Source organism: Shewanella halotolerans, assembly GCF_019457535.1.
Classification (GTDB): Bacteria; Pseudomonadota; Gammaproteobacteria; order Enterobacterales; family Shewanellaceae; genus Shewanella; species Shewanella halotolerans.
The window spans coordinates 2514922-2538340 of the sequence record NZ_CP080417.1 but is presented as its reverse complement, the minus strand read 5'-3'; the positions used below and the strand labels follow the sequence as shown (position 1 = coordinate 2538340).

At 53.5% G+C, this 23419-nt stretch carries 17 protein-coding genes; 13 read left to right on the top strand and 4 right to left on the bottom strand.

Going from position 1 to position 23419, the window contains the following annotated elements; translation table 11 throughout:
* The first annotated feature begins 158 nt into the window (after nucleotides 1-158).
* From pdsO to K0H81_RS10825, 3 genes are read left to right on the top strand one after another with little or no spacing between them, the layout of a single operon-like run.
* On the top strand, nucleotides 159-914 hold the full coding sequence (gene pdsO, locus K0H81_RS10835) for a sortase-associated OmpA-like protein PdsO (RefSeq protein WP_220058325.1): 756 nt from the start codon (nucleotides 159-161) through the stop codon (nucleotides 912-914).
* 39 nt (nucleotides 915-953) lie between these two features.
* Nucleotides 954-3281 carry a marine proteobacterial sortase target protein gene (locus K0H81_RS10830; RefSeq protein ID WP_220058324.1) on the top strand — a complete coding sequence of 776 codons (2328 nt, stop codon included), beginning with the start codon at nucleotides 954-956 and terminating at the stop codon, nucleotides 3279-3281.
* Nucleotides 3281-4075, top strand: a complete 795-nt coding sequence (locus tag K0H81_RS10825; protein WP_258406272.1) for a class GN sortase — start codon at nucleotides 3281-3283, stop codon at nucleotides 4073-4075. The genes K0H81_RS10830 and K0H81_RS10825 overlap by 1 nt, the downstream gene beginning before the upstream one ends.
* Nucleotides 4076-4141: 66 nt before the next feature.
* Here K0H81_RS10825 and K0H81_RS10820 read toward each other — a convergent pair whose 3' ends face one another.
* The 4 genes from K0H81_RS10820 to K0H81_RS10805 all read right to left on the bottom strand — a co-directional run bounded on the left by K0H81_RS10820 (nucleotide 4142) and on the right by K0H81_RS10805 (nucleotide 9127).
* Complete coding sequence (locus K0H81_RS10820; protein ID WP_220058323.1) at nucleotides 4142-5161, bottom strand: GGDEF domain-containing protein; 1020 nt, start codon at nucleotides 5159-5161, stop codon at nucleotides 4142-4144.
* 103 nt (nucleotides 5162-5264) lie between these two features.
* A complete protein-coding gene (locus tag K0H81_RS10815) occupies nucleotides 5265-7889 on the bottom strand; it encodes a PqiB family protein (protein ID WP_220058322.1) in 2625 nt (874 codons plus the stop codon).
* Nucleotides 7876-8508, bottom strand: coding sequence for a paraquat-inducible protein A (locus K0H81_RS10810; protein WP_144199043.1), 633 nt, complete (start codon nucleotides 8506-8508; stop codon nucleotides 7876-7878). The genes K0H81_RS10815 and K0H81_RS10810 overlap by 14 nt, the downstream gene beginning before the upstream one ends.
* Nucleotides 8501-9127 carry a paraquat-inducible protein A gene (locus K0H81_RS10805; protein ID WP_186300531.1) on the bottom strand — a complete coding sequence of 209 codons (627 nt, stop codon included), beginning with the start codon at nucleotides 9125-9127 and terminating at the stop codon, nucleotides 8501-8503. The genes K0H81_RS10810 and K0H81_RS10805 overlap by 8 nt, the downstream gene beginning before the upstream one ends.
* Nucleotides 9128-9371: 244 nt before the next feature.
* Here K0H81_RS10805 and K0H81_RS10800 point away from each other — a divergent pair, with 244 nt between their 5' ends.
* The 10 genes from K0H81_RS10800 (at nucleotide 9372) to K0H81_RS10755 (ending at nucleotide 23346) form a co-directional block, all read left to right on the top strand.
* Nucleotides 9372-9668, top strand: a complete 297-nt coding sequence (locus K0H81_RS10800; RefSeq protein WP_011865597.1) for a YebG family protein — start codon at nucleotides 9372-9374, stop codon at nucleotides 9666-9668.
* Between the two features lie 17 nt (nucleotides 9669-9685).
* Entirely contained in the window at nucleotides 9686-10144 is a 459-nt protein-coding gene (locus K0H81_RS10795; protein WP_220058321.1) for a GAF domain-containing protein, read from the top strand.
* 272 nt (nucleotides 10145-10416) lie between these two features.
* The gene (gene proQ / locus K0H81_RS10790) at nucleotides 10417-11061 is read left to right on the top strand and encodes an RNA chaperone ProQ (protein WP_144199413.1); all 645 of its coding nucleotides are present in this window, start codon (nucleotides 10417-10419) and stop codon (nucleotides 11059-11061) included.
* Nucleotides 11062-11092: 31 nt separating this feature from the next.
* Entirely contained in the window at nucleotides 11093-13138 is a 2046-nt protein-coding gene (prc, locus tag K0H81_RS10785; protein WP_220058320.1) for a carboxy terminal-processing peptidase, read from the top strand.
* Between the two features lie 72 nt (nucleotides 13139-13210).
* Entirely contained in the window at nucleotides 13211-15772 is a 2562-nt protein-coding gene (gene pepN / locus K0H81_RS10780; protein WP_220058319.1) for an aminopeptidase N, read from the top strand.
* A 132-nt stretch (nucleotides 15773-15904) separates the two neighbouring features.
* The gene (locus tag K0H81_RS10775; protein ID WP_409928953.1) at nucleotides 15905-16123 is read left to right on the top strand and encodes a DUF2835 domain-containing protein; all 219 of its coding nucleotides are present in this window, start codon (nucleotides 15905-15907) and stop codon (nucleotides 16121-16123) included.
* Nucleotides 16124-16448: 325 nt separating this feature from the next.
* Entirely contained in the window at nucleotides 16449-18497 is a 2049-nt protein-coding gene (locus tag K0H81_RS10770; RefSeq protein WP_220058318.1) for a DUF1302 domain-containing protein, read from the top strand.
* An 18-nt stretch (nucleotides 18498-18515) separates the two neighbouring features.
* Nucleotides 18516-19880: a DUF1329 domain-containing protein gene (locus K0H81_RS10765; RefSeq protein ID WP_011865604.1), complete on the top strand. Its 1365-nt coding sequence runs from the start codon at nucleotides 18516-18518 to the stop codon at nucleotides 19878-19880.
* Nucleotides 19881-20016: 136 nt separating this feature from the next.
* Nucleotides 20017-21030 carry a WD40/YVTN/BNR-like repeat-containing protein gene (locus K0H81_RS10760; RefSeq protein ID WP_220058317.1) on the top strand — a complete coding sequence of 338 codons (1014 nt, stop codon included), beginning with the start codon at nucleotides 20017-20019 and terminating at the stop codon, nucleotides 21028-21030.
* Nucleotides 21031-21042: 12 nt separating this feature from the next.
* On the top strand, nucleotides 21043-23346 hold the full coding sequence (locus K0H81_RS10755) for an efflux RND transporter permease subunit (RefSeq protein WP_220058316.1): 2304 nt from the start codon (nucleotides 21043-21045) through the stop codon (nucleotides 23344-23346).
* Nucleotides 23347-23419 lie beyond the last annotated feature (73 nt).

Sequence of the window (23419 nt, the reverse complement as noted above, 5' to 3'; positions counted from 1 at the left end):
AAAGTGGCTCGGGGTAAAAGCCATTTTCTTGCCACATTTGGTCTGCGCATCGTCATTTTTGCACCCCGGACTTGCCATTTCACTCAGGTTTAATGACCTCATCGACAGGAACCACAGGGTTCTTATTCACCAATCCATGTCAACTTGAGGATTTTCCCATGAAGAAGCAGATCATTGCCGCATTAATCAGTGTTTCGTTATTTGGCAGCTCAATGGCTTTCGCTGCCCCCGCAACTCAAGCGACTCAAAGTACAAGTAACAGCTCGGCCGATGAAGAGGCGCTTATCGGTGTGGGCTCTGGCATAGTGCTGGGCGCCGTGGTTGCCGGCCCTGTGGGGGCGATTATCGGCGCCTTCACCGGCGGCATGATAGGCCAGACGGTGGCCAACGACAGCGAGATCAAACAGCAGCAGGCCACGTTAGCCGAACAGGAGAGCCGTATGATGGCGCTCAAGCAGCAAAATGAGGCGCTGCTGACGGTGCAGCAGGAGTATCAAGAGGCCAAGGTGGAACTGGCACAGCTTAGACAGCATCAGGGCACCCGTTTAGAAGAGCTGGCCCTGGGGCTCAACGTCCAGTTTAAGACGGGCTCATCTACCGTCGAGCCGCACTTTCAGAGCCAGCTCAACGAGGTGGCCGATGCCATGGCGATCTCGCCGCAGCTGAAATTAGATCTCACCGGCTACGCCGATCGCCGCGGCGACAGCAGTTACAACCAGGCCCTGTCCGAGCAGCGCGTAGCCGAGGTGAGAAGCTACCTGGTATCCAGAGGCGTAGATGAGGCCCGTCTGGATGCCAAGGCCTATGGTGCCAGCGCGCCGGTGAAGGATGAACAGAGCTTCGAAAATGACTTCTTCGATCGCCGCGTCACCATCAAGTTGCTGCCTGGCGATACCGCCCTGGCATCTAACTAGATCCCGCACCATGAAGCAACGCGTAAAAGGAGAAGTAAGATGTTGCCACGCTCGCGTCTCAGGATGAACCAGACCGACCTTTGCCCCCCGAGGGGGGCGCTTTTTTCTCGCCAGCGTCTGGTTGTCGCCGCCTTGGTGTTCAGCGTCAGTGCGATTGGCTCGACGACGCCGGCCTTTGGGCGCATGGGTCAACCGGCTGGCGTCAATGTGACGGCTGCCAAATATGGTGAGCAGCTGCACCATTTCGATCTGCCCGCCGCCGATGAGCCCATTTTAGGTCAGGGGGTGCTCGAGTATCGCTTAGATGGCGTTCAGCTAACGAGCGAGGTGCCCGTCACGGCCCTTGCCGTGGATACCCAGGTGCAGATGAACATCTCAGGTTGGATCAATCGGGTGTCGGTAAAGCAGGTGTTTGTGAACGACAGCGAGCATTGGCTCAATGGCCGCTATCAATTTCCGCTGCCTCACGATGCGGCGGTCGACAGCCTCAAGCTGCATATCGGCCAGCGGGTGATAATCGGTGAGATCCAGCCCAAGGCAGTAGCGAGGCAAACCTTCGAACAGGCAAAGGCCAGCGGCAAGAAGGCCAGCCTGGTAAGTCAGCAAAGACCCAATATTTTCACCTCAGAGGTGGCGAATCTGGGCCCGGGCGAGGCACTGGTGGTGGAGATTGCCTATCAGCAGCAGGTGCGTTATCAAGATGGCGAGTTCAGCCTGCGTTTTCCTACGGCCATCACCCCGAGATACTTTCCCAAGGGGCAGGCTTTAGACTTAGAACAAGCATCAGTTGACGATGCACAAGGACTTAACGCCCTTAATGAGGGGGCACAGAGCGATGAGCAGAAGCTCTATCTGGATGTGGTACTGGATGCTGGCATGGCCATCAGCCGACTGGAGACCCCCTATCATCAGATGCGCCAAACCCAGCTTGGCGGTACTAAGATAGGGCTCAATCTCACAGCCAACCTGCGACCCGATCGCGACTTTCTGCTTAAGTGGCGCCCACTGCTTGCCGAGCAGCCAAGCGCCGTGATGTTTGCTCAGCTAGGCAAGACCCATGAGTTCAAGACTCATGAATTCAAGAATCAGGAATCCCATGCACCTTCACCGGCAGGCAATAATCAGGCGGTGAGCGAAGCGAAAGCGAATCAAGCGGCAGAGGCGCGAGCGAGTGATAAAGAGGCGCAAGACAGCTACGCCCTGGTGATGCTGATGCCGCCCCAGGATAAGGCGAGGGTGCGCCTGCCAAGAGAGCTGACACTGGTGATCGACACCTCTGGCTCAATGACGGGGGACTCTATCGCCCAGGCCAAGTCGGCCATCTTAAACGCCTTAGCCGGCCTCGGCAGCCAAGATACCTTCAATGTGATCGCCTTTGACAGCAGCGTGCGCAGCCTGTCGCCGGTAGCCTTGTCAGCCACCGCGGCCAACCTGGGCAAGGCGAATCTGTTCGTGCAGAGCCTGGAGGCCGATGGCGGCACCGAGATGGCCCCGGCGCTGCTGCGGGCCTTGAGTCAGCCAGAATCCGGTGTGTCGCCCATCTCATCGGCAGAGCGTTTGAAGCAGGTGGTATTTATCACTGACGGCGCCGTGGGCAATGAGGCCTCACTGTTTGCGCTGATCGCCGCCAATATCGGCCGCCAGCGGCTGTTTACCGTGGGCATAGGCGCGGCGCCCAATGGCTACTTTATGGAGCGCGCGGCCAGGGCGGGGCGGGGCACTTACACCTATGTGGGTAAGATAAGCGAGGTGGATGCCAAGATAGGTGAGCTGCTGGAGAAGATTGAATCGCCGCAGATCAGCGATGTGACTCTGACGCTGGACGATGGTTCGATTCCCGATTATTGGCCGGTGCAGATAGGCGATCTCTATGCCCATGAGCCCATCATGGTGGCACTGCGACTCACGCCCGCGCAGCGAGCGCGCAGCGATGCCCTGATCATCTCGGGCGATCTCGATGGCAAGAACTGGCAACGTCGCCTGGCCCTGACGGGGGGCGATAAGCCCAGAGGAATAGATCTTATCTGGGCGCGTAACCAGATAGCCAGCCTGCAGCTGAGTAAAAACGCCAAGAATCAAGGGGCGATAAAAGAGAGCGTGACCCGGTTGGCGATGGATTATCACCTGGTCAGCCCCTATACCAGCCTGGTGGCTGTGGATAGGACGCCATCACGCCCCGAGGCTATGGATGCCATGGAGCTGTTTAAACCAGCCCCTATGCCGATGCAAAATCAGTGGCCACAGACCGCCACCGAGAGTCGTCTCTACTTGGCACTGGGCGCCATGATGTTACTGCTGATCGGCGCCTATTGGGTGAGTTATCTGCCCTGCCTACGCGGGCTTTGGCGCAGACGTTTGGAGGCCTGATGATGAATCGTCGCAGACGCCTGGGACTCAGGCATGTTTTGCTTCTGACCGCCTTGATGGCGGCGATGACACTGATCTTTAAAGGAGGCTATATGCAAGCCAAGGCACATTTTGCCCAGTTTCTGATTGAGCGGGCATGGGACAGAACCTTAGCGGATCGTAAAGCCCATAAGCCCTGGAGCTGGGCCGATACCTACCCGATCGCCAAGCTGCACTTTGAGGACGAGCAGGGGCGGCGTCGCGGCGCGCCGCTTTATGTGCTGGCGGGCGCCTCCGGGCGCAATTTGGCCTTCGGACCCGCCGCCATCCTGGCGGATAATCAAATCAATCATTGGGGCAACACGGTTATCGCCGGTCACAGGGACACTCATTTCGCCAGACTCGAGGGGATCTATCCGGGTCAGGTGATCGCCCTGCAGGATGCCTCGGCAGAGACCATAAGTTATCGGGTGCTGGGGACTAAGGTGGTGGATGAGCAAGACACCGCGCTGCTTGCCCAAGAAGATGCGCTGCGTCTGACCTTAGTCACCTGTTATCCCTTCGACAGCCTGGGCGGCCAGAGTCGTCAGCGCTTCGTGGTGATCGCCGAGCCCATGCGTAGTGAGGGTGCGGGAGAAAAGGCGGGAGAGAAGACAGGGGATAAGGCGGGAGAGCAGGCGCTGGCAACGCGTCTGCCCGCATCGCCGGATACGCCGACTATCTCGGAGGAAACTGAGCTATCTAATGTGCCTCAGTCGCCCCAGCGATATCTGTCCCCTCAGTTACGTCAGCAATCGGGGCAACTCCAATCCTAGCGACTAGCGTTCACAGATTAGCCTTTAGCGCTCACAGATTAGGGATCAGTGCTCATCGAATAGGGATCAGAGCGGCATCACCCGATTTCGCCCCAGGCGTTTGGCGTCATAGAGAAAGCTATCTGTGCGCTCGATGAGCGACTCGAAGGTGTCTTTCGCCTGCCATTCGCTCACCCCAAACGAGGCGCTGACCTTATCGATTGTCTGATCTTTGCGTCTGTCCTTGAGGGAGATCTTCTCAAGCGTTCGACGCATGGCGTCGGCCAGATGGCGCGCCTTGCGTTGATGGCTGTTTGGCACGATTAAGGCAAACTCTTCGCCGCCATAGCGGTAGAGCTTGACCCCGTCGCGGCAAGACTCGTTGAGGCGCTTAGCTACCGCCTTTAACACATTGTCGCCTAGATGGTGGCCATAGGTGTCGTTAAAACTCTTGAAGTGATCCACATCGGCCAAGATGAGGCAGGTGCCTTCGGGGGACTGAGCCAGCAGGCCCTTGAGATCTTGGTCGAAGGCGCGGCGGTTGAGGGCACCTGTGAGCGCGTCATGATAGACGTCTTGCTCTGAGCGTTTCAGCGCTTCTCTAAGCGCGGCGATCTCTTCCTGAGCCTTGTCGAGACGACCGGTAAAATATTCGGTACTCTGACGAATATCGTCTGACTCCTTCACCAGATCCCGCACCAGCCCCAACACCTTCTCCAGGCTCAGACCCTCCTCCTCGATGCGATTGAGGCGATTGAAGTTACTGTCCACCCGCTGCTGAAAGACGGTGGCGTCCTGGTTGGTATCCTTGATCGATTGCGACAGCTCTATGGTCATGGCCTCCAGGTTTTGGCGCATGTTGAGTACGTTGACCTCGCTGGGATCGGCAATATGTTCGCGATAGAGTAGCTCGGCTGTGACCGGCGGACAGGTGTTGTACTCATTGACAATCCTGTCCATCTTAGTGATGAGTTCTGGATTTTGCTGACCTACGTAGGCGTACCAGAGTGCATAGTTGGTGGGGGTCGTCGGGATCTGATGCTTTAACATCAAGGGGACGGCTCTCTTGAGATTGATTGCGGCTTCGCGCAGCAAATCTTTGCTCATATCGACTCCTGGGTAAGCTGGTCTGGACGGCGGCTCGCAAATCTGGTGGCTACTAATAGCATAGCCACCAAAGTGACGCCTTGTCTCTCAATAATAGAGAGGCCTAGTTAGGACTTTGTTGATTTGGCGCCCATTTTAGCCAAGTGGGATCCAGTTTGCTCTGCAGGCTAAAGACCTGATGCTGGCCGATACGGTTATTGGCTGTGGTGGGGGATTGGGTCGCTACGCCTATACCGCCGGCGATAATGGTCTCAAGGGAGCCGGTTTCTATCTGCGCGCCGGAGAAGAGGCCGAGATCTACCTTGATGCCGGAGAGATCCCAGAACTGACTGCTTTGGTTGACCAGGTGGCTATAGCCCTTGGCAATCTGCGCCGTCATCTCTACCTGAGTGCCCGTAGCCGAGAGTTGCACCTGTTTGACTTCGCCAATCTTAATGCCGCGGAAGATGATAGGTGTGCCTATCTTGACCGAGCCCAAATTGTCATCCATCAGGGTGAAGGTGAGGGCATCTTGACTGAGCAGGGTGGGCGATTCGACGCTGCCCATAAAGTCATGCACTTGATTGCCACTCTGGCCTGGTAGCACAGACACATAGGGGCCAGTGATCAGAGTTTCGGCGGCGGTGACACCGGAAAGCGAGATGTTGGCATCGACGATAAAATACTGGGCATCGTCTGCCAGGAAAGGCGCGGCGTAGTCGCCATAGAGGTAGGCATCCACGCTGACGCTGTGTAAGTCCTGTGACAGCTTGACCCGCTCGACTTCACCTATCTGATGGCCCTGATAGCGGATAGGTGCGTGACTGCTCAGGCGGGTACTTGCATCGAACTCTATGCTAATGGGGGTTGCCTTGGCGCGGGCCAAGGTCTCTGAGCCATAGAGGTGGCTCTGATTGCCGATATCATCTTGTTCCAGCAGCCCAAGGGAGACGCTACCCTTTAATGCGCCTTCCAGCGGCGCCACGTCAACCTTAACGCCATTGAGGCTGGCATCGACGCTTAGCGCGCTGTTACGCCAGAAGATGGTGCTTGGCTTAACCAGAGAGGCGAACTGCTTGTCGATACCCAGCTCGATGGCAAAGTCTTCGCTGCTGGCGCGCCAGTTGACTCCCTGCACCTCACCGATCAGCATCTTCTTGTAGTAGATGGGGGAGTGGGCGGCGAGACCTGCACCATCTGGGCTACTCAGCACTATCTTGAGACGATTCTGCTTGGCGAGATAGCTCTCGGCCTGCTTAGCGTTGGCAAATAGCGGTAGCGATTGGCTAGGGTTAGCGGTCTTCTTGCTGCGGCCCTGTACCAGGCTGATGGCGCCCTTGGTAAGTGTGGTCAGATCCCTTGTGTTTACGCTCACGCCGTCCAGTGAGGCATCGATGGCCAGGGCCGATTCGGCAACGAAGTAGCTCCCCTGATGGATAAGCTTGGCAAACTCGGGCCAGATCTGGATGCGGTAGGCGAGACCCGAATAGTCAGGTTTGAACTCGACACTATCTACCTGACCTATGGGCAGCTGTTTATAGCGCACCTCGGCGCCGGCGCTGATCCCCGGGTTCTCCTCGGCGTTTAGGCTGAGCATGAGTGGCGATTGCGAGTGTTGCGGTGCCTTGGCCAGCAGTGGATAGCTGGTCTGGTGTTCGCCGCTGCCCGGTAGGAAGGCCACCACATTGCCGGTCACCAAACGGCTGGCATGCTTGATGCCGCTGAGGGAAAGATCCGCGCCTTCGAGCCAGAATTGGCTGTCTGTGCCTAACAGATCGGCATATTGGGTGGCGATGCTGGCATCGAAGCGCACACCCGACTCGGTTAGATGAGTCTGGGTGATCTGGCCGATACTGATGCCGCGATAGACGATGTCGGCGCCCGTGCTCAGGCTATCGGCATCGTCGGCCGTGAGGCTAAAGGTGATGCCACCGAGGGCATGTTCCTTATCTTCGAAGATGGTGAAAGTCTGATTGACGCTAGCCTGTTCGCTGCTGCCCTGGGATGAGAAGCTGACGCCGCCGGCGAGTATGGCCGACAGGCTCTCTGTCTTGACCTTGATGCCTGAAAGCGAGGCGTCCAGCGCTAGGCCCGAGACGTTCCAGAAGCGTGAGTCTTGCTTCACCAGATGGGCATATTTTTTCTCTATATAGGCATTGAAGAGGATGCTGTCGTCGTTCACCAGGCGGTAGCTGACTATTTTGCCAACAGGGATCTGACGGTAAAACACCTGGGAGCCGACATCTAAGGAGCCGAGCGATGCGCTGGTGAGTTCTATCATCAAGCCGTCTGAGCCCGGCGCCACAGGCGGGGCCTGATCTTCGGCGGTAAATTCGTTTTTGTAATCCCCTTCGCCAGGTTGAATGGCGATATAATTGCCCGAGAAGAGGGCATCTAGCCCCTCGACGCCGGTGATCGAGGCCTTTGGGGTCACCAACCAAAACTTGGTCTCATCGCGCAGGAAAGGTGTCGAGCGGTAATCCATCAGCAGATCTACGTAAACGCCCTGTAGCTGGTCGTCAATACTGATATCAACAACCTTACCCACGGTGAGGCCCTGATACCTGACCAGTGTCTTACCCACATCTATTCCCGTGGCGCTGGGGAAATGAATGCGCACCTCGACGCCGGATTCGCGAATACTCTTGATACCCAGCCAGGCCCCCAGCGCCAAGGCGATCAGGGGAAGTAGCCAGATGGGAGAGAAGAGTTTTTTCTTAACGACTTTTGGTGTTTCAATTTGTGTCATCTTTCGATTCCAATCGGTCCCAGAGTAAACGCGTGTCTAATACTTTTGCGGCCAGTTGTGTCAGCAGGATCACCAAGGCAAAGGCGGTGGCTGCCGGCGCCGGTTTAGCATCCCAAATCTGTCCCATGTTAATGAGCGCCGCGGTAATGGAGATCACAAACAGATCCAGCATGGACCAGCGGCCTATCCATTCGATGATATGAAAGCCGGCCATGAGTGTCCTTTTTGAGATCGGCAGGCGATAGCTGATCGCTGTAAGATAGAGCGCCAGACCAAAAATCTTCAACATGGGTACTAAGATACTGGCGGTAAACAGAATAATGGCAATAGGTAATAGGTCTAGATGCACCAAATGGTTGATGCCGCTGAAGATGGTGTCCTGGCGTACCTGCCCCTGACTGGTCATGATGGTGATGGGGTAGAGGTTGGCCGGAAACAGCAAGATGGCGGCGGTGATCAGCAGCGCCCAGCTTTTCTGTACGCTGGTGCGATCCCGGCTCTGCACCGCCTGTCCGCAGCGCGGGCAGTTACCCTGTTCCAGATGGCAGAGGAACTTGCAGGTGGGGCAGTTGGTTAGCCCCAATGATTCGCCCTGGGGAGGCCTGCTGAGCTTACTCATCCAGCACACTCCACATATGTTCTATGTCATATTCCCGCTGCATGAAGATCACCATGATAAACAGCATAGTGAAACAGAAGGTGCCGATACCGAAATAGAGGTCGGTGTAATCGGAGAGCTGAAATACCGAGACGAAGATGCTGATCATATAGATCTCCAGCATGGAGAGCTGGGCCAATAAGCTGTGCTGTTTCAGTAGCTTCTTATAGATGTTGCGAAAGAAGGGCACCTTGAGTCGGTATTTGACAATAAGTACCTGGGTCAGAATTGATAGAATAAGCAGGCCGGGGGCAATCACCGCTGCAACTAATACGGCGATGCCTACCACCCAATAGCCTTGGGAGGCAACGGCCATGGCACCACCGGCTATGGTAGTGGTGCGAATACTGCCCAGAAAGTGCATCTCCAGCACTGGGAAAAAGTTAGCGGGAAAATAGAGCACCAGCGCCGTGATACACAGGGCCAACATGCCGTTGATGGAGCAGTAAGGAGTATCATAGAGGTTAGTGTGGCAGCGAGGGCAGAGGGCCCGCACACCCGTTGGCAAAGCGCGTTTTCTCACGACCAGATCGCAAGCACGGCAGAGAACGATACTCTTATCTAACACCTCTGTTTTCATATCTGTTCTGGGGCGCTTCCTGTCATCTAAGGTCATAGCAAGAGTGCAAATTTCTTGATATAGACCAGTAATCTATTGCCTATAAGATATTACTATAGTCAATCTATTGAAATACCTAATAAGGCGGCTCCCAAATCCGGAGCCAATAGTGCAGCAGATTCTAACAGATAAAGTTTGAGACTTGCATAAGAAGTTGTATTTATGAGATTCTACAACTGTATATAAAAACAGTGTGAGGGCGGATATGGCAGTTATAACGAAATTTGTCGTAGTCAGAGAAGGGGTGGAGAAGATGACATTCACATCTAAGAAGGAGGCGGATGCCTACGATAAGATGCTCGATATCGCGGATAATCTTCTTCCTTTTATCGAGCAAGTTGATTTAGGCTTAGATGAAAATGCATTGGAACAACTCTGTTTCTACATGGCAGAACATAAAGATCAGCTCATGGGACTCTTAAAAGGTGGCGCAGTGACAAAGGCTGCACCGGCTAAGAAACCTGCGAAAAAAGCAGAATCAAAAGCTGAAACGAAAACATAAATTGTTAGGAAATTTGTATGAGTACACCTTGTTATACGACGCTTACCCGTCAAGTTGAAGCCCTGTTTAGCGGCGAAGACAATCTCGTTACCGCGATGGCGAACTTCTCGGCGCTGCTTAACGAGCATCTGGATGATATTAACTGGGTCGGCTTCTATATGCTGCAAGGTGAACAACTGGTTCTGGGCCCCTTCCAGGGGAAAGTGGCCTGTACCCGTATTCCTATGGGTAAAGGGGTTTGCGGCACCGCGGCCCAGAGTAACATCACCCAACGCATCGCAGATGTCCATGCCTTCGACGGCCACATCGCCTGTGATGCCGCCAGTAACTCGGAAATTGTCATCCCGCTGCGCCGCGACGGTCAGGTGATCGGCGTGCTCGATATCGATAGCCCTTCATTCTCTCGTTTCGACGAGGCGGATCAATTGGGGCTAGAGTCCTGCGTAAAAAGTCTGGAAAAGGCTTTATTTGCTTAAACTACAACCAATTTTGCACAATTGATGGTCGCTTTCGTCTGGCGCGCCCTTATAATAGGCCGCTTGATGAATTCAAAAACACGCCGTGACATTTTTCATTAGTTGAAATGAATACATGGCGTTTATTGACTGTAATTGATAAGGTATGTTGGATTGTGTGGTCGCCGCCCTGAGGCAAATAAGCGACCCGATGTCTAACCAATATGAACGACACGCCAGTGCCGACGTTAACCCGGCGAGGTGGTAGTCCCTTTTAAACTGTGGAAGTAATGATGGAATCAACAGAAAAGTTGACCGACACCAACGCAATTCTTGCGTATTTATATGAAACATTTCCTTTATGCTTTATCGCTGAAGGTGAAACTAAGCCTCTAAAAATAGGATTGTTTCAAGACTTGGCTGAAAGGTTAGCTGATGATTCTAAAGTCAGTAAAACGCAATTAAGAATCGCCTTACGCCGTTACACCAGTAGCTGGCGTTACCTGAAAGGGGTTAAGGCTGGGGCACAGCGTGTCGATCTCGACGGCAACGAGTGTGGCGAGCTGGAGCAAGAGCATATCGACCATGCACAGGCTACACTGAAGGAGAGCCAAGAGAAGGCTAAGGCAAAGCGTGCGGCGAAAGCGGCAGCAGAGAAGACAGATAAGTCTGGTCCTAAGCCAGAGAAGAAAGCCTTCAAGAAGCCACTGCCTAAGCGTAGTAACAAACCAGCGCCAAAAGCGGCCAAGCCACAGGTTGAGGCAAAGGATTTAACCCCGGCAACACTGACTGAGTTGAAACCAAATCAACGTGTGAGTGTCAAACTAGGTAAATCGCCTGTTGCAGGTGTTGTCCTGGACATCAAGAAAGAAGATGTTCAAGTACAGTTAGATTCAGGATTAACGGTAAAAGTCCCGGTAGAGCATATCCTGTTATAACTGTTCATCGTTTAAAAGGAGTAACTTGTTGATGCGAAAACTCACTCTGGCAGCATCCATTGCCAGCATCTTTGTAGGATTCTCGGCATGGGCACTGACGCCCAGTATTCCATCTAGCGAGTTGCCCTCTCTAACGCAAGAGCCGCAACATAAAGTAGCGAGTAAGCGAGTGACGGGCCTGTTCACTCGCGCCCATTATCATAGATTCGATCTGGACGACGCCTTCTCTGAGCAGGTGTTCGACCGCTATCTTAAGCAGCTTGATTATCGCCGTAATGTCTTGCTTCAGAGTGATATCGACAGTTTCAAGCCTTATGCGACTCAATTCGACGACATGTTGAAAAGCGGCGATCTCACTGCCGCCTACAAGATGTTTGATCTGATACAGCAGCGTCGCTACGACCGTTTTGCCTACGCCTTATCCTTGCTCGACAAGGAGATGGACTTTAACGTCCCCGGCGATAGCTATCAATACGACAGAGAAGATGCCGCCTGGCCAAAAGATGAGGCCGAACTCAATGAGCTGTGGCGTCAACGGGTCAAGTACGATGCCCTTAACCTTAAGCTGACCGGCAAGAACTGGGATGAAATTGTTAAGGTGCTCGAGAAGCGCTACAACAATGCCATTAAGCGTTTGAGTCAGACCAAGAGTGAAGATGTCTTCCAAGGTGTGATGAATGCCTTCTCTCGCAGCGTCGAGCCGCACACCAGCTACCTGTCACCGCGCAACGCCGAGCGTTTCCAGATGGAGATGAACTTGAGCCTGGAGGGCATAGGTGCCGTGTTGCAGATGGATGATGACTACACAGTGATCAAGAGCCTGGTTGCTGGCGGCCCTGCGGCCAACAGCGAAAAGCTTGCGCCGGAAGATCGCATCGTGGGCGTCGGTCAGGAAGGTAAAGAGATCGTCGATGTGATCGGATGGCGACTGGATGATGTGGTCGAGCTGATCAAGGGGCCTAAGGGCAGTAAGGTCGTGCTGCAGATCCTGCCTAAGAAGGGCGGCTCTTCTGCCAAGCCAATCGATGTGACCATAGTGCGTGACAAGATCCGTCTGGAGGATCGCGCCGCGACTTCTGAGGTGATCGAGCCGGAAACCGGTGATTACGCCGGCCGTAAGGTTGGGGTGATTAAGATTCCTGGTTTCTACATGAACCTGTCTCAAGATGTCACCAAAGAGCTGGTTAAGCTAAAAGACGCCAAGGTTGAAGGTGTGGTTATCGACCTTAGGGGTAATGGTGGCGGCGCATTAACCGAAGCGACACTGCTTACCGGCCTGTTTATCGAGCAAGGCCCAGTGGTACAGATCCGCGATGCTAACGGTAAGGTGTCGCAAAACCGCGATAACGACGGCCGTGTGACCTATTCTGGACCGCTCACCGTGATGGTGGATCGTTACAGTGCCTCGGCATCTGAGATCTTCGCCGCCGCACTGCAAGACTACGATCGCGCGCTTATCGTAGGTGAGTCGACCTTTGGTAAGGGCACAGTGCAGCAGCATAAGAGCCTGGGCCGTATCTATGATATGTACGATAAGCCTATCGGCCATGTGCAGTACACCATCGCCAAGTTCTACCGCATCAACGGTGGCAGCACCCAGCTTAAGGGCGTGACGCCGGATATTCCATTCCCGAGTGCACTAGAGCCCGGCGAATACGGCGAAGCCGAGGAAGCCAACGCACTGCCTTGGGATAAGGTGCCCGTGGCTCAGTACGGTACGCTTGGGGATATCACTCCAGAGCTAGTGACCAATCTGGACTCGCGTCACCAGCAACGTATCAAGAAAGACGTTGAATTTGGTTATATCGATCAAGATATTGCCGAGTTTAAGAAGAGCCACAAAGAAACCAGCGTCTCTTTGGTTGAGAAAGAGCGCATAGCCGAGCGTGAAACCAACGATGAGAAGCAACTTGCACGTCTCAACGAGCGGCGCGCCGTGGATGGGCTCGAAGCGCTTAAGTCTTTGGATGACGCCGAAGATGATGTGAAGGCGCCGGATGCATTTCTCGACGAGACTGTCTATATCACACTGGATCTAGTGGATATGGAAAGAGTGGCTAAAAACCAGGCGAAATAATATTGAGCCAAATTTTTTAAAAACGCGCTATTGGCGCGTTTTTTTATAATCTTTTCAGATGAGGGAATCTTAATGGCACAGGTTAAGGCCAAATATTTAAAAGACTATCGCGCACCAGATTTCACTATTACTCAGGTGGACCTCTCCTTTGTGCTCGATGGTGCCAATACTCAGGTGACTGCGGTCAGCCAGGTGAAGCGTCTAAACGATGCTGCACACACCCTTGAGCTGGACGGTGAAGGCTTAAGCGTTAGCCAGCTGTTGGTCGATGGTAAGCGTCATGATTATCGCGTCACCGAGGGGCAGCTGTGTATTGAAACAGACTTAGCGGACTTTGAACTCACCATAGTGACCAAGCTGGATCCCGAGGCCAACCTGGCGCTGGAAGGCCTATACATGTCAGATGGCGCCTACTGCACTCAGTGTGAGGCAGAAGGTTTTAGACGCATCACCTATTTCCTCGATCGCCCCGATGTGCTGGCGATTTACAAGGTGCGCATCGAAGCCGACAAGGCGGCGTTTCCTTACCTTCTGAGCAACGGTAACCGTGTCGATTCAGGCGATATTGACGGCGGACGTCACTTCGTCTGTTGGGAAGACCCTTTCCCGAAACCGGCGTACCTGTTTGCCTTAGTCGCGGGTGATTTCGACCTGCTGGACGATAGCTTTACCACTAAAAGCGGCCGCGAGGTTGCGCTGCAGGTCTTCGTTGACAAGGGCAACCTGCACAAGGCACACCACGCCATGGCATCGCTGAAGAAGTCGATGGCCTGGGATGAGAGCCGCTTCGATCTCGAATATGATCTCGATATCTACATGATAGTCGCCGTGGATTTCTTCAACATGGGGGCCATGGAGAACAAGGGCCTGAACGTGTTCAACACTAAATATGTGTTGGCAGACAAAGACTCGGCAACCGATGAAGATTATCACGGCATCGAGTCTGTAGTGGGCCATGAGTATTTCCATAACTGGACGGGTAACCGCGTCACCTGCCGCGACTGGTTCCAGCTGAGTCTGAAAGAGGGCCTGACGGTGTTTCGCGATCAGGAATTCAGCTCAGATGTGGGCTCGCGAGCGGTCAACCGTATTCATGCCATCAAGGTGATCAAGAACCAGCAGTTCGCCGAAGACAGTGGCCCAATGGCCCATGCCATTCGTCCCGAGTCTGTGATCGAGATGAATAACTTCTATACCGTAACCGTCTACAACAAGGGCGCAGAGGTGATCCGCATGATGCACACCCTGCTCGGTGAGCAGGGTTTCCAGGCGGGGATGAAGTGTTATTTCGAGCGTCATGACGGTCAGGCCGTGACCTGTGATGATTTTGTCGCGGCGATGGAAGATGCCAGCGGCGTGGATCTGACTCAGTTCAGACGTTGGTATAGCCAGTCGGGTACCCCTGAGCTTTCGGTCGCCGAGCGCTATGACGCCGAAAAACAAGAATATCGTCTGAGCCTGCGTCAGCATACGCCGCCGACGCCGGAGCAGAGTGAGAAATTGCCGCTGCATATCCCACTCGATCTAGAGCTGCTTGGCAGCGACGGACGCTCGCTACTCAGCCAAGTCTATAGCATCACCGAGGCAGAGCAAGAGCTGGTGTTTAACGGCATGAGCGAGCAGCCTGTGCCTTCGCTGCTGCAAAATTTCTCGGCGCCGGTGAGACTTAACTTCGACTATAGCGTAGAGCAACTTATCCACCTGATGCGTTATGCCAGCAGCGAGGTGGCCAAGTGGGAGGCTTCGGCTGCACTCTTTAGTCAGGCGGTTTGGCAAAATGTGGCCCACCTTAAGGCGCAGAAGGCGATGTATGTCGATCCGCGCTTGGTCGATGGGGTGAAAGGCTTACTGCTCGATGAGCAGCTAGATCAGGCATTGCTTGCAGAGGTTCTTAGGTTCCCAAGCCTGAATACCCTGGTAGAGCAGGTGACTAGTGTCGATCTCGACGCCCTGGCTGCGGCCCGCGAGTTTATGCTCGAAGAGATCGCCGCTGGCTGTGAAGATGAGCTACTTGCGCGTTATCGTGAGCTGAGTCTGTTAGATGATGCCGGGGCGAGAGCCCTGAAAAATGCCTGCCTCGGTTTACTGCTGCACACTTCGGATGCTCATCAAGGCCTGGCCCAGTGCCAATATGAACAGGCTGGCAACATGACAGATAGCCTGGGTGCTCTGGCTGCGCTTAACCTTGAGCAGTCTGAGCTGCGCGCCAGTCTACTGCAAGACTTCCAACAGAAGTGGGCCGATACGCCGTTGGTGATGGATAAATGGCTGACGCTGGAGGCATGCTGTCCGGGCGAAGATCGCTGTGATGCACTGCGAGAGCTAACCCAGCATAGCGCCTTTAGCTTTGCCAACCCTAACAGGGTACGCTCCTTAATCGGCGCGTTCGCGGCGGCAAACCCAGAGGTGTTCCATCGTATTGACGGTAGTGGTTATCGCTTTCTGACTGAAGCTATCATTAAACTCAATACCTTAAACCCACAGGTGGCTGCACGTATCATTACGCCGCTGATCCAATTTAAGAAGTTTGATGAAAAGCGCCAGCAATTGATGCGTAGTGCTCTGCAGGAGATATTGGCCTTGCCGGATCTGTCGAAAGACCTTTATGAGAAGGTCTCTAAGGCCCTGGCTTAGGTGTTGGCCCGGTTTCTGGTTTAGTTATTGGCTTAGCCGTTAGCGAATTGTTAGGCTGAGTTACCTTAAACAGATAGTCTAAGAGAGTAGGGCGAGGTGCTTGGCATCTCGCCCCATTTTAGAAAGCAAATTATGATGATATTTACCTTTCCCATGCAGGTGAGTTACCAAGAGTTTCTTAATTATTATCAAGGCAGTATCGATAAGATTGAGGTGAAAGACAGCTCAGGTAAGACCCTCTGGATCCACGCCCGCCACTTCAGACCCTTTCTGACAACCTCAGGCATCAGGGGTTACTTTCGTCTGCAACTCGATGATGAAGGTAAACTGGTTTCTCTGACCCAACTTTAAGATTTTTAGAGTATATACTTCAAACGGGCGATTTCGATTCATCAAAGGCTTAGCTTTCGATGACACAAGTTTAATTGCCTGTTTATGCTTGCTTTTTCAACGGGCGTTTTTCATCTGGTACGACTTGTTAGAATAGATTTAAATCGTGTGTTTGAATTTATGTAAGCCCTTTAGCTTAAGTGTACAAATCTCAAGGTAATTTTCTGTTTTTTCGCCTTGCTCATCACCCCTAAATGCTGTAACAATGGTGTTACCTGTACGCTAACAAGATGTTGGCCACCATTCCTATAACAAAGAATCCAGCAGGTTACGGAGAAGAGCTAAAATGAAAAACGTTAAAAATGGCTTTAACAAGTCAGCGCTAGCTTTGGGGATCGTCGCAGCGTTGAGTATTGGAGCGACTACGGGCGTGCAAGCCGTGTCGTTCGATTGGGGAGAAGTTCAAGGTTCGTTCGATTCAACATTCAGTGCCGGTGCAAGCTGGCGTGTTGAGGAGCGGGACTGGGATAATCAGATCGGTAAGGTGAATCACCCGCGCTTTGACTGGTCAAACTATACCGCATTCGGTAACACCAAATATACTTCGGCCGAGATTTGGGCTCAGCCGGGTTCCTACTCGAGTAATGGTGACTTGAGTAACATGCTCTACTCTCAGGGTGACGTAACCTCTATGGTGTTCAAGGGATTGCATGAACTATCACTCAAGTATAAGAATTTCGGCCTGTTTGCCCGTGGCATGTATTTCTACGACCAGAAGGCGAATAACGGCAGCTATGGATATAGCGATCCGATAACTGGCAAAGAGTATGACCCTTGTGCTGACTCCGAGGCCTCTAAGGTACAGTGTAAAGATGTGCGCCTGTTGGATGCTTTCATCTATGGTGATTTCGACTTTAACGATGGTGCCAACCCACTTAGCGTTCGTATCGGTAATCAGGTGGTCTCTTGGGGTGAAAGCACCCTGATTCCGCACGGTATTGGTGTCATCAACCCGGTGGATCTTAACATTCTCAATGCGCCGGGCGCCGAGCTTAAAGAAGCCTTCAGACCTCAGGGGATGATCTGGGCGTCACTGGGTGTGACGGAATCGCTCTCGGTTGAAGCCTTCTATCAATATGATTGGGAACCAGTTTGGGTGCCGACTCCGGGCTCTTACTTCTCAACCAATGATTTCGCCGGCTATGGCGGCTATTCGCAAAATGCGCAGCTGGGCTTCAACGCTAACCCAGATATCAATCTCGACTTCTTGATTGGCGAGTATCAGAAGCTGGCGGCTATGGTGGCATCGGGTCAATATGATGCGGCGACACTGGGTTCATTGGCACTGGCTTATCCGACTAAGGTGACCCTGATGCAAGATCAGGCGAGCGCCAGCGACTCGGGCCAATACGGTATCAAGCTAGGTTACTATGCGCCAGAGCTAGGGGAAACCGAGTTTGGTTTCTACTATATGAACTATCATAGCCGTCGTCCGCTGATCAGCGGCACCGCGGCTAACTTTACCCAGGAAGCGATTGGTAAAGACTTAGCTACCCTGGCAGCCCTTGGGGCAACTGGTGGTACGGTCGATCGTCAGACACTGCTGGGTCTAGAGACCTTCTCTAAGGCACAGATCGAATACCCAGAAGATATCAAGCTCTATGGCTTTAGCTTCAACACCCTGATTGGCGACACTTCTGTGGCCGGTGAGATAGCTCACCGTCAAGATGAGCCGCTACAGATAGATGACGTTGAACTCCTGTTTGCCGCCATGCCACAGCAGCTGGCCAATGCAGGATTACGTCCAGAATTTGATGGCATCTCTCAGGTGAAAGGAATTGGTTCTGGTGAAGCCGCCGAAGGTTATATCCGTCGTGATACCACTCAGGCACAGGTGACCTTCACCCATCTATTTGGTCCAACCCTGGGTACCGATAACCTAGTCATGCTCGCCGAGGTTGGTGGTGTGTGGATCCACGATATGCCAGGCTTCGATGAGCTTCGTCTCAATGGCCCTGGCACTGCGCGCTCTGGCGGCAACCCAAATATGCCTGGCATCATAGAGGCAGTACACAATGGTCCTGAGACTAACCCGTTCCCAACAGATTTTGCCTGGGGTTATCGTCTAGTGGCCAAGGCCGAATACAACAACCTGTTTGCCGGGGTCAACATGGCGCCGCGCATCATCTTCTCGCATGATGTTGACGGGATCACACCCGATCCTATGTTCCTGTTCACCGAAGGTAAGAAGTCCGTCGCTATCGGCGTGAATTTCGATTATCAGAGTCGTTGGGGCGCAGATTTCTCCTACAACTCCTTCTTCGGTGGTGTTGGCACCACGAATCTGATGTCAGATCGTGATTACGTGTCGTTCAACATCAAGTATTCAATCTAATTCACAAGGACAATAAGAATGAAAAAACTAACACTATTGTCGGCAGCTGTGATCGTCGCATTGACCGCGCCAACAGCCTTTGCAAAAGTATCAGAGGCCGAGGCGGCCAAGCTTGGCACCGAACTTACGCCGCTCGGCGGTGAAAAGGCGGGTAACGCAGATGGCTCTATTCCTGCCTGGGATGGCGGCATTACCAAACCTGTTGCGGGTTACGAGAAGGGGATGCATCATCCAGATCCTTTCCCGGGCGATAAGATTGAATTTACCATCACTAATGCCAACAAGGCGCAGTACAAGGATAATCTGACCGAAGGCCAGCTCAAGCTGTTCGATCTCTATCCCGATACCTTCAAGATGAATGTTTATCAGACACGCCGCACCGCCTCTGTGCCGCAGTTTGTCTACGACGCCACTAAGGCAAACGCTAGCCGAGCCGAGCTAGTGGCCGACGGTAACGGTATCTCTGGCGCCTCAATTGGCGTGCCTTTCCCGATCCCACAGAACGGTCTCGAGGCTATCTGGAACCACGTGCTGCGTTTTCGTGGCGTAGATGTGGAAACCGCCCGTAGCCAGGCGGCACCAACCGCATCTGGTAGCTATACCTTGGTGGAAACCGCCGAAGAGATCCGCTTCGAGTACTCTCGCCCCGAGATGACTCTGGATAAGCTAAAGGAGTCGAACACCCTGTTCTACTTTAAGCAGGTGGTGACACAGCCGGCGCGTCTGGCGGGTACCGCACTGTTGGTGAAGGAGACCATGGACCAGGAGGCGCTCCCGCGTCAGGCCTGGACCTATAACACAGGGCAGCGCCGCGTACGCAAGGCGCCAAACGTCGCCTTCGATACACCGGGTACTGTGTCTGATGGTCTGCGCACAACAGACGATTTCGATATGTTTAACGGCTCGCCAGTGCGTTATAACTGGGAACTGTTAGGCAAGAAAGAGATCTACATTCCTTACAACGACTACAAGCTGCACTCAGATAAGCTCAAGTATGAGCAGATCCTGAAACCTGGCCACATCAACCCAGATTATGTGCGTTGGGAGAAACACCGCGTGTGGGTGGTCAAGGCTCAGCTGAAGGAAGGGATGCGTCATATTTACAAGACTCGCGTCTTCTACCTGGATGAGGATTCTTGGCAAGTGTCTATGGCGGATATGTACGACAACCGCGATGAGCTTTATCGCGTCGCCGTGGCACACGCCATCAACTACTACGAAGTGCCGACTCACTGGACCACACTCGAAGTGATCCACGATCTACAATCTCGTCGTTACCTGGCGATGGGTCTGGATAACGAGGGTCGTATGTATAACTTCGATGCCAAGTTGAGCGAAGCGAACTTTACCCCAGCGGCATTGAGACGCGCTGGTATTCGTTAAGCGCTTATACCTAGGCACTTATTATATTTAAGTATTTAAGTATTTAAGCCTAGGTACTTGTGTATTAAGGACTCATTCTTTAAAGAGTTAGCGTAGAGGGGCCTGTTGGCCCCTCATTTCACGAAAGGAAGTTTGTATGTGGTTTAGCATGCTTCGGCTTGTCGCTTTATCTTCACTCTGTTTTGTCACCCTAGGCGGGGCCCAAGCGGCAACCGAGGTGACAGGCTCCGATATTCAGCCGCTGGCGACGCACTCCCTGGTATTGGATATCGCCAAGCAGGGCGAGACCATGATTGCCGTAGGCGATCGCGGTCATCTATTTCGTTTTACCGATAGCTGGCAGCAGGTGAGTTCACCGAGTCGTGCCTTGCTCACCAAGGTAACTCTGTTAACGCCCCAGCTTGGCTGGGCGGTGGGCCATGATGCCACCATATTGCATACCCAAGACGGCGGTCACAACTGGGTAGAGCAGATGCGCTCTCCCGAAATTGAAAAGCCTTTCCTGGATGTGCTTTTCTTCGATGCCGACCACGGCATCGCCATTGGCGCCTATGGCCTCTTCTACCGTACTCAGGATGGCGGTAAGCAGTGGCAGAAAGAGTTTCACACCGAGCTCTTGTATGAAGAAGATCAAGCGTATCTGGATGAGTTAAAGGCGGAAGATGAAAGCCTTTACTTGAAAGAGCGCAGCACCTTACTGCCTCACTTTAATCGCGTGGTGCGCCTTGCCGATGATCGCCTCTTGATGGTGGGCGAACTCGGTTTAGCGGCCCAGTCACAAGATAAGGGCCTCACCTGGCAGCGCATCGAATTCCCTTACGAGGGCTCGCTGTTTAACATCTTGGTGGCTAAACAGGGGATCTATGTGCTCGGGCTTCGCGGTCACCTGTTTAAGAGTGAAGGGGATCTCGAGCTGTGGCAAGAGATTGAGCTGACCACAAAATCGACTCTCAATGGCGGACTAGTGCTAAGTGACGACAAGATCAGGCTGGTCGGCAACGGCGGCGTGGTGATCGACGTGGCCAGCGATGATAGCGTGACTATGGTGACGCAGCGTCAGGGGGAAAACCTGGTGGCTATCGGTCAGGATAAGACGGGTACACTGTGGATTGCCGGTACCAAAGGCTTAGTTGCATTACAACAAAAATAATAAGGCCCAGGCATGTTAGATAAATTAGTTAATGGATTAGAATCCTTCCTGTTTCGGCAACGGGCCTATGTGATATTCGCCTTCTTGCTGGCAACTCTGTTTCTTGGCTTCCAGGCCAGCCATCTGAAGATGGATGCGGCGTTCGTTAAGAACATTCCGCTTAACCATAGCTATATGCAGACCTATCTGAAGCATCAGAAGCAGTTTGGTGGGGCCAACAGCATCATGGTGGCGGTAGAAGACACCAGTGGCAACATCTTCAACCCCAACTTTTTCGATACCCTAAAGCAGGTACACGATCAGTTGTTCTTTATCCCTGGCGTCGATCGTGCCCAGGTGAAGTCGCTCTATTCGCCCTCGACCCGCTTTACTGAGGTGGTGGAAGATGGTTTTGCCGGCGGCCCAGTGATCCCGGCGGATTTCTCGACTACTCCTGCCGGGCTTGAAGTAGTGCGCAGCAACATAGAGAAGGCGGGTATCGTCGGGCGTCTCATCGCCGAAGATTACTCGGCGGCCATGGTGACCGCGCAGTTGATGGACTTCGATCCTCAGACCGGCGAGCCACTCGATACCCTGGCCTTTGCCAGTCAGCTCGAGAAGGAGCTGCGCGGCCAGTATGAAAACGACAAGATAAAGATCCATATCATAGGTTTTGCCAAGATGGCCGGCGATGTTGCCGAGGGTGCCAAGGGCGTGGTGCTCTTCTTCGCCATCGCCATCTTAGTAACTGCCGTGATGGTGTATCTCTTCTCCCACTCGGTCAAGCTGACCCTGCTGCCTTTGGTGTGTAGCCTGGTGGCTGTGGTTTGGCAGCTGGGTCTGCTTACTGTGGTGGGCTTTGGTCTGGACCCTATGTCGATTCTCATTCCCTTCCTGGTATTTGCCATCGGGGTGAGTCACGGTGTGCAGATGATCAACGCCGTCAGGCGCCGTGTGGGTGAGGGGGAAACCACTAAGGCCGCTGCCGCGCTGGCATTTCGTAGCCTGCTGATCCCAGGCGGTGTGGCGCTGCTCTCGGATACCGTGGGCTTCATGACACTGCTGGCCATCGATATCGGTATCATTCGCGAGCTGGCTATCTCGGCCTCCCTGGGTGTGGCGGTGATCATCCTGACCAACCTGGTGCTGCTGCCGCTGCTGATCTCCTTTACCGAGGTCAAGGCGCTGCCGACCAAGTCAAACGGTAAGGTGGATGCGCTCTGGCGTAAGCTCTCTAATTTCGCGACGCCTAAGTATGCGGTTATCGTGTTGCTGGCCACCGTCGCCCTCTATGGCGTCGGCCTGCAGCAGGCGAGTAAGATGAAGATCGGCGATCTGCAAGGCGGCGCGCCTGCGCTGCATTTTGACAGCCGCTACAATCAGGACACCTTCTATATTACCGATCACTTCTCCATCACCACAGACGTGATGACGGTGATCGTTGAGGCGTTTCCCGAGGCTTGTACCTATCATGATGTGCTGACCCAGATAGATGAGTTTGAGTGGTTGGTGGCCAATACCCCTGGAGTCGAGTCGACCGCGAGTCTAGCCTCTATCGCCAAGCGGGTTAATGCTGGGTTTAACGAGGGTAATCCTAAGTGGCAGGTGCTGCCTCGCACCACGGCGAGTCTGGTCCAGGCGGTAGGGCAGATCCCGACCACCTCGGGCCTACTGGATGGCAACTGCTCTGTGATGCCTGTGTATCTGTTCCTTAAAGATCATAAGGCGGAGACCATCGAGCAGGTGATCGACAAAGTCAAGATACTGTCGGCCAAGATGGACAGCGATAAGCTTAAATTTAAGCTGGCTTCAGGTCCGGTTGGTGTGATGGCGGCGACCAACGAGGCGGTGGCCGAGGCGCAACTGCCTATGATGCTCTATGTTTATGGCGCTGTGTTTGTGCTCTGTCTGATAAGCTTTAGATCGATTCGTGCGACGGTGGCGGTGATCCTACCGCTCTACGTGGTATCGACCCTGGCGCAGGCGCTGATGACTCAGCTCGATATCGGTCTGGCGGTGAGTACACTGCCGGTGATCGCCCTAGGTGTGGGGATAGGTGTGGATTATGGTATCTACATCTTGTCGACCATGGCGGTCAAACTCAGAGATGGCATGCCAGTGCAGACTGCTTATCATCAGGCGCTTATTGAGCGGGGCAGCGCGGTGATCTTCACCGGTCTGACACTGGCGATTGGCGTGAGCACCTGGTTCTTCTCGGCACTTAAGTTCCAAATGGACATGGGGATCCTGTTAACTTTCATGTTTTTAGTGAATATGTTGGGGGCAATAATTATTTTGCCTGCGATAGGCGCGGTTTTCTGGCGTAAGCCGCGATAGTGAGCTGAAAGAGAGAGCATTAGCTCTCTCTTTTTTTGCATAGTTACGCTCACTTTACGATTGTTTTTTCATC

Coding starts and splice junctions, on each gene's coding strand:
- K0H81_RS10805 (WP_186300531.1), bottom strand. CDS start 9,127: ATGAAAACAGAGGTGTTAGATAAGAGTATCGTTCTCTGCCGTGCTTGC.
- K0H81_RS10825 (WP_258406272.1), top strand. CDS start 3,281: ATGATGAATCGTCGCAGACGCCTGGGACTCAGGCATGTTTTGCTTCTG.
- K0H81_RS10820 (WP_220058323.1), bottom strand. CDS start 5,161: ATGAGCAAAGATTTGCTGCGCGAAGCCGCAATCAATCTCAAGAGAGCC.
- pdsO (WP_220058325.1), top strand. CDS start 159: ATGAAGAAGCAGATCATTGCCGCATTAATCAGTGTTTCGTTATTTGGC.
- K0H81_RS10755 (WP_220058316.1), top strand. CDS start 21,043: ATGTTAGATAAATTAGTTAATGGATTAGAATCCTTCCTGTTTCGGCAA.
- K0H81_RS10770 (WP_220058318.1), top strand. CDS start 16,449: ATGAAAAACGTTAAAAATGGCTTTAACAAGTCAGCGCTAGCTTTGGGG.
- K0H81_RS10815 (WP_220058322.1), bottom strand. CDS start 7,889: ATGACACAAATTGAAACACCAAAAGTCGTTAAGAAAAAACTCTTCTCT.
- K0H81_RS10800 (WP_011865597.1), top strand. CDS start 9,372: ATGGCAGTTATAACGAAATTTGTCGTAGTCAGAGAAGGGGTGGAGAAG.
- pepN (WP_220058319.1), top strand. CDS start 13,211: ATGGCACAGGTTAAGGCCAAATATTTAAAAGACTATCGCGCACCAGAT.
- K0H81_RS10775 (WP_409928953.1), top strand. CDS start 15,905: ATGATGATATTTACCTTTCCCATGCAGGTGAGTTACCAAGAGTTTCTT.
- K0H81_RS10810 (WP_144199043.1), bottom strand. CDS start 8,508: ATGAGTAAGCTCAGCAGGCCTCCCCAGGGCGAATCATTGGGGCTAACC.
- prc (WP_220058320.1), top strand. CDS start 11,093: ATGCGAAAACTCACTCTGGCAGCATCCATTGCCAGCATCTTTGTAGGA.
- K0H81_RS10765 (WP_011865604.1), top strand. CDS start 18,516: ATGAAAAAACTAACACTATTGTCGGCAGCTGTGATCGTCGCATTGACC.
- proQ (WP_144199413.1), top strand. CDS start 10,417: ATGGAATCAACAGAAAAGTTGACCGACACCAACGCAATTCTTGCGTAT.
- K0H81_RS10795 (WP_220058321.1), top strand. CDS start 9,686: ATGAGTACACCTTGTTATACGACGCTTACCCGTCAAGTTGAAGCCCTG.
- K0H81_RS10830 (WP_220058324.1), top strand. CDS start 954: ATGTTGCCACGCTCGCGTCTCAGGATGAACCAGACCGACCTTTGCCCC.
- K0H81_RS10760 (WP_220058317.1), top strand. CDS start 20,017: ATGTGGTTTAGCATGCTTCGGCTTGTCGCTTTATCTTCACTCTGTTTT.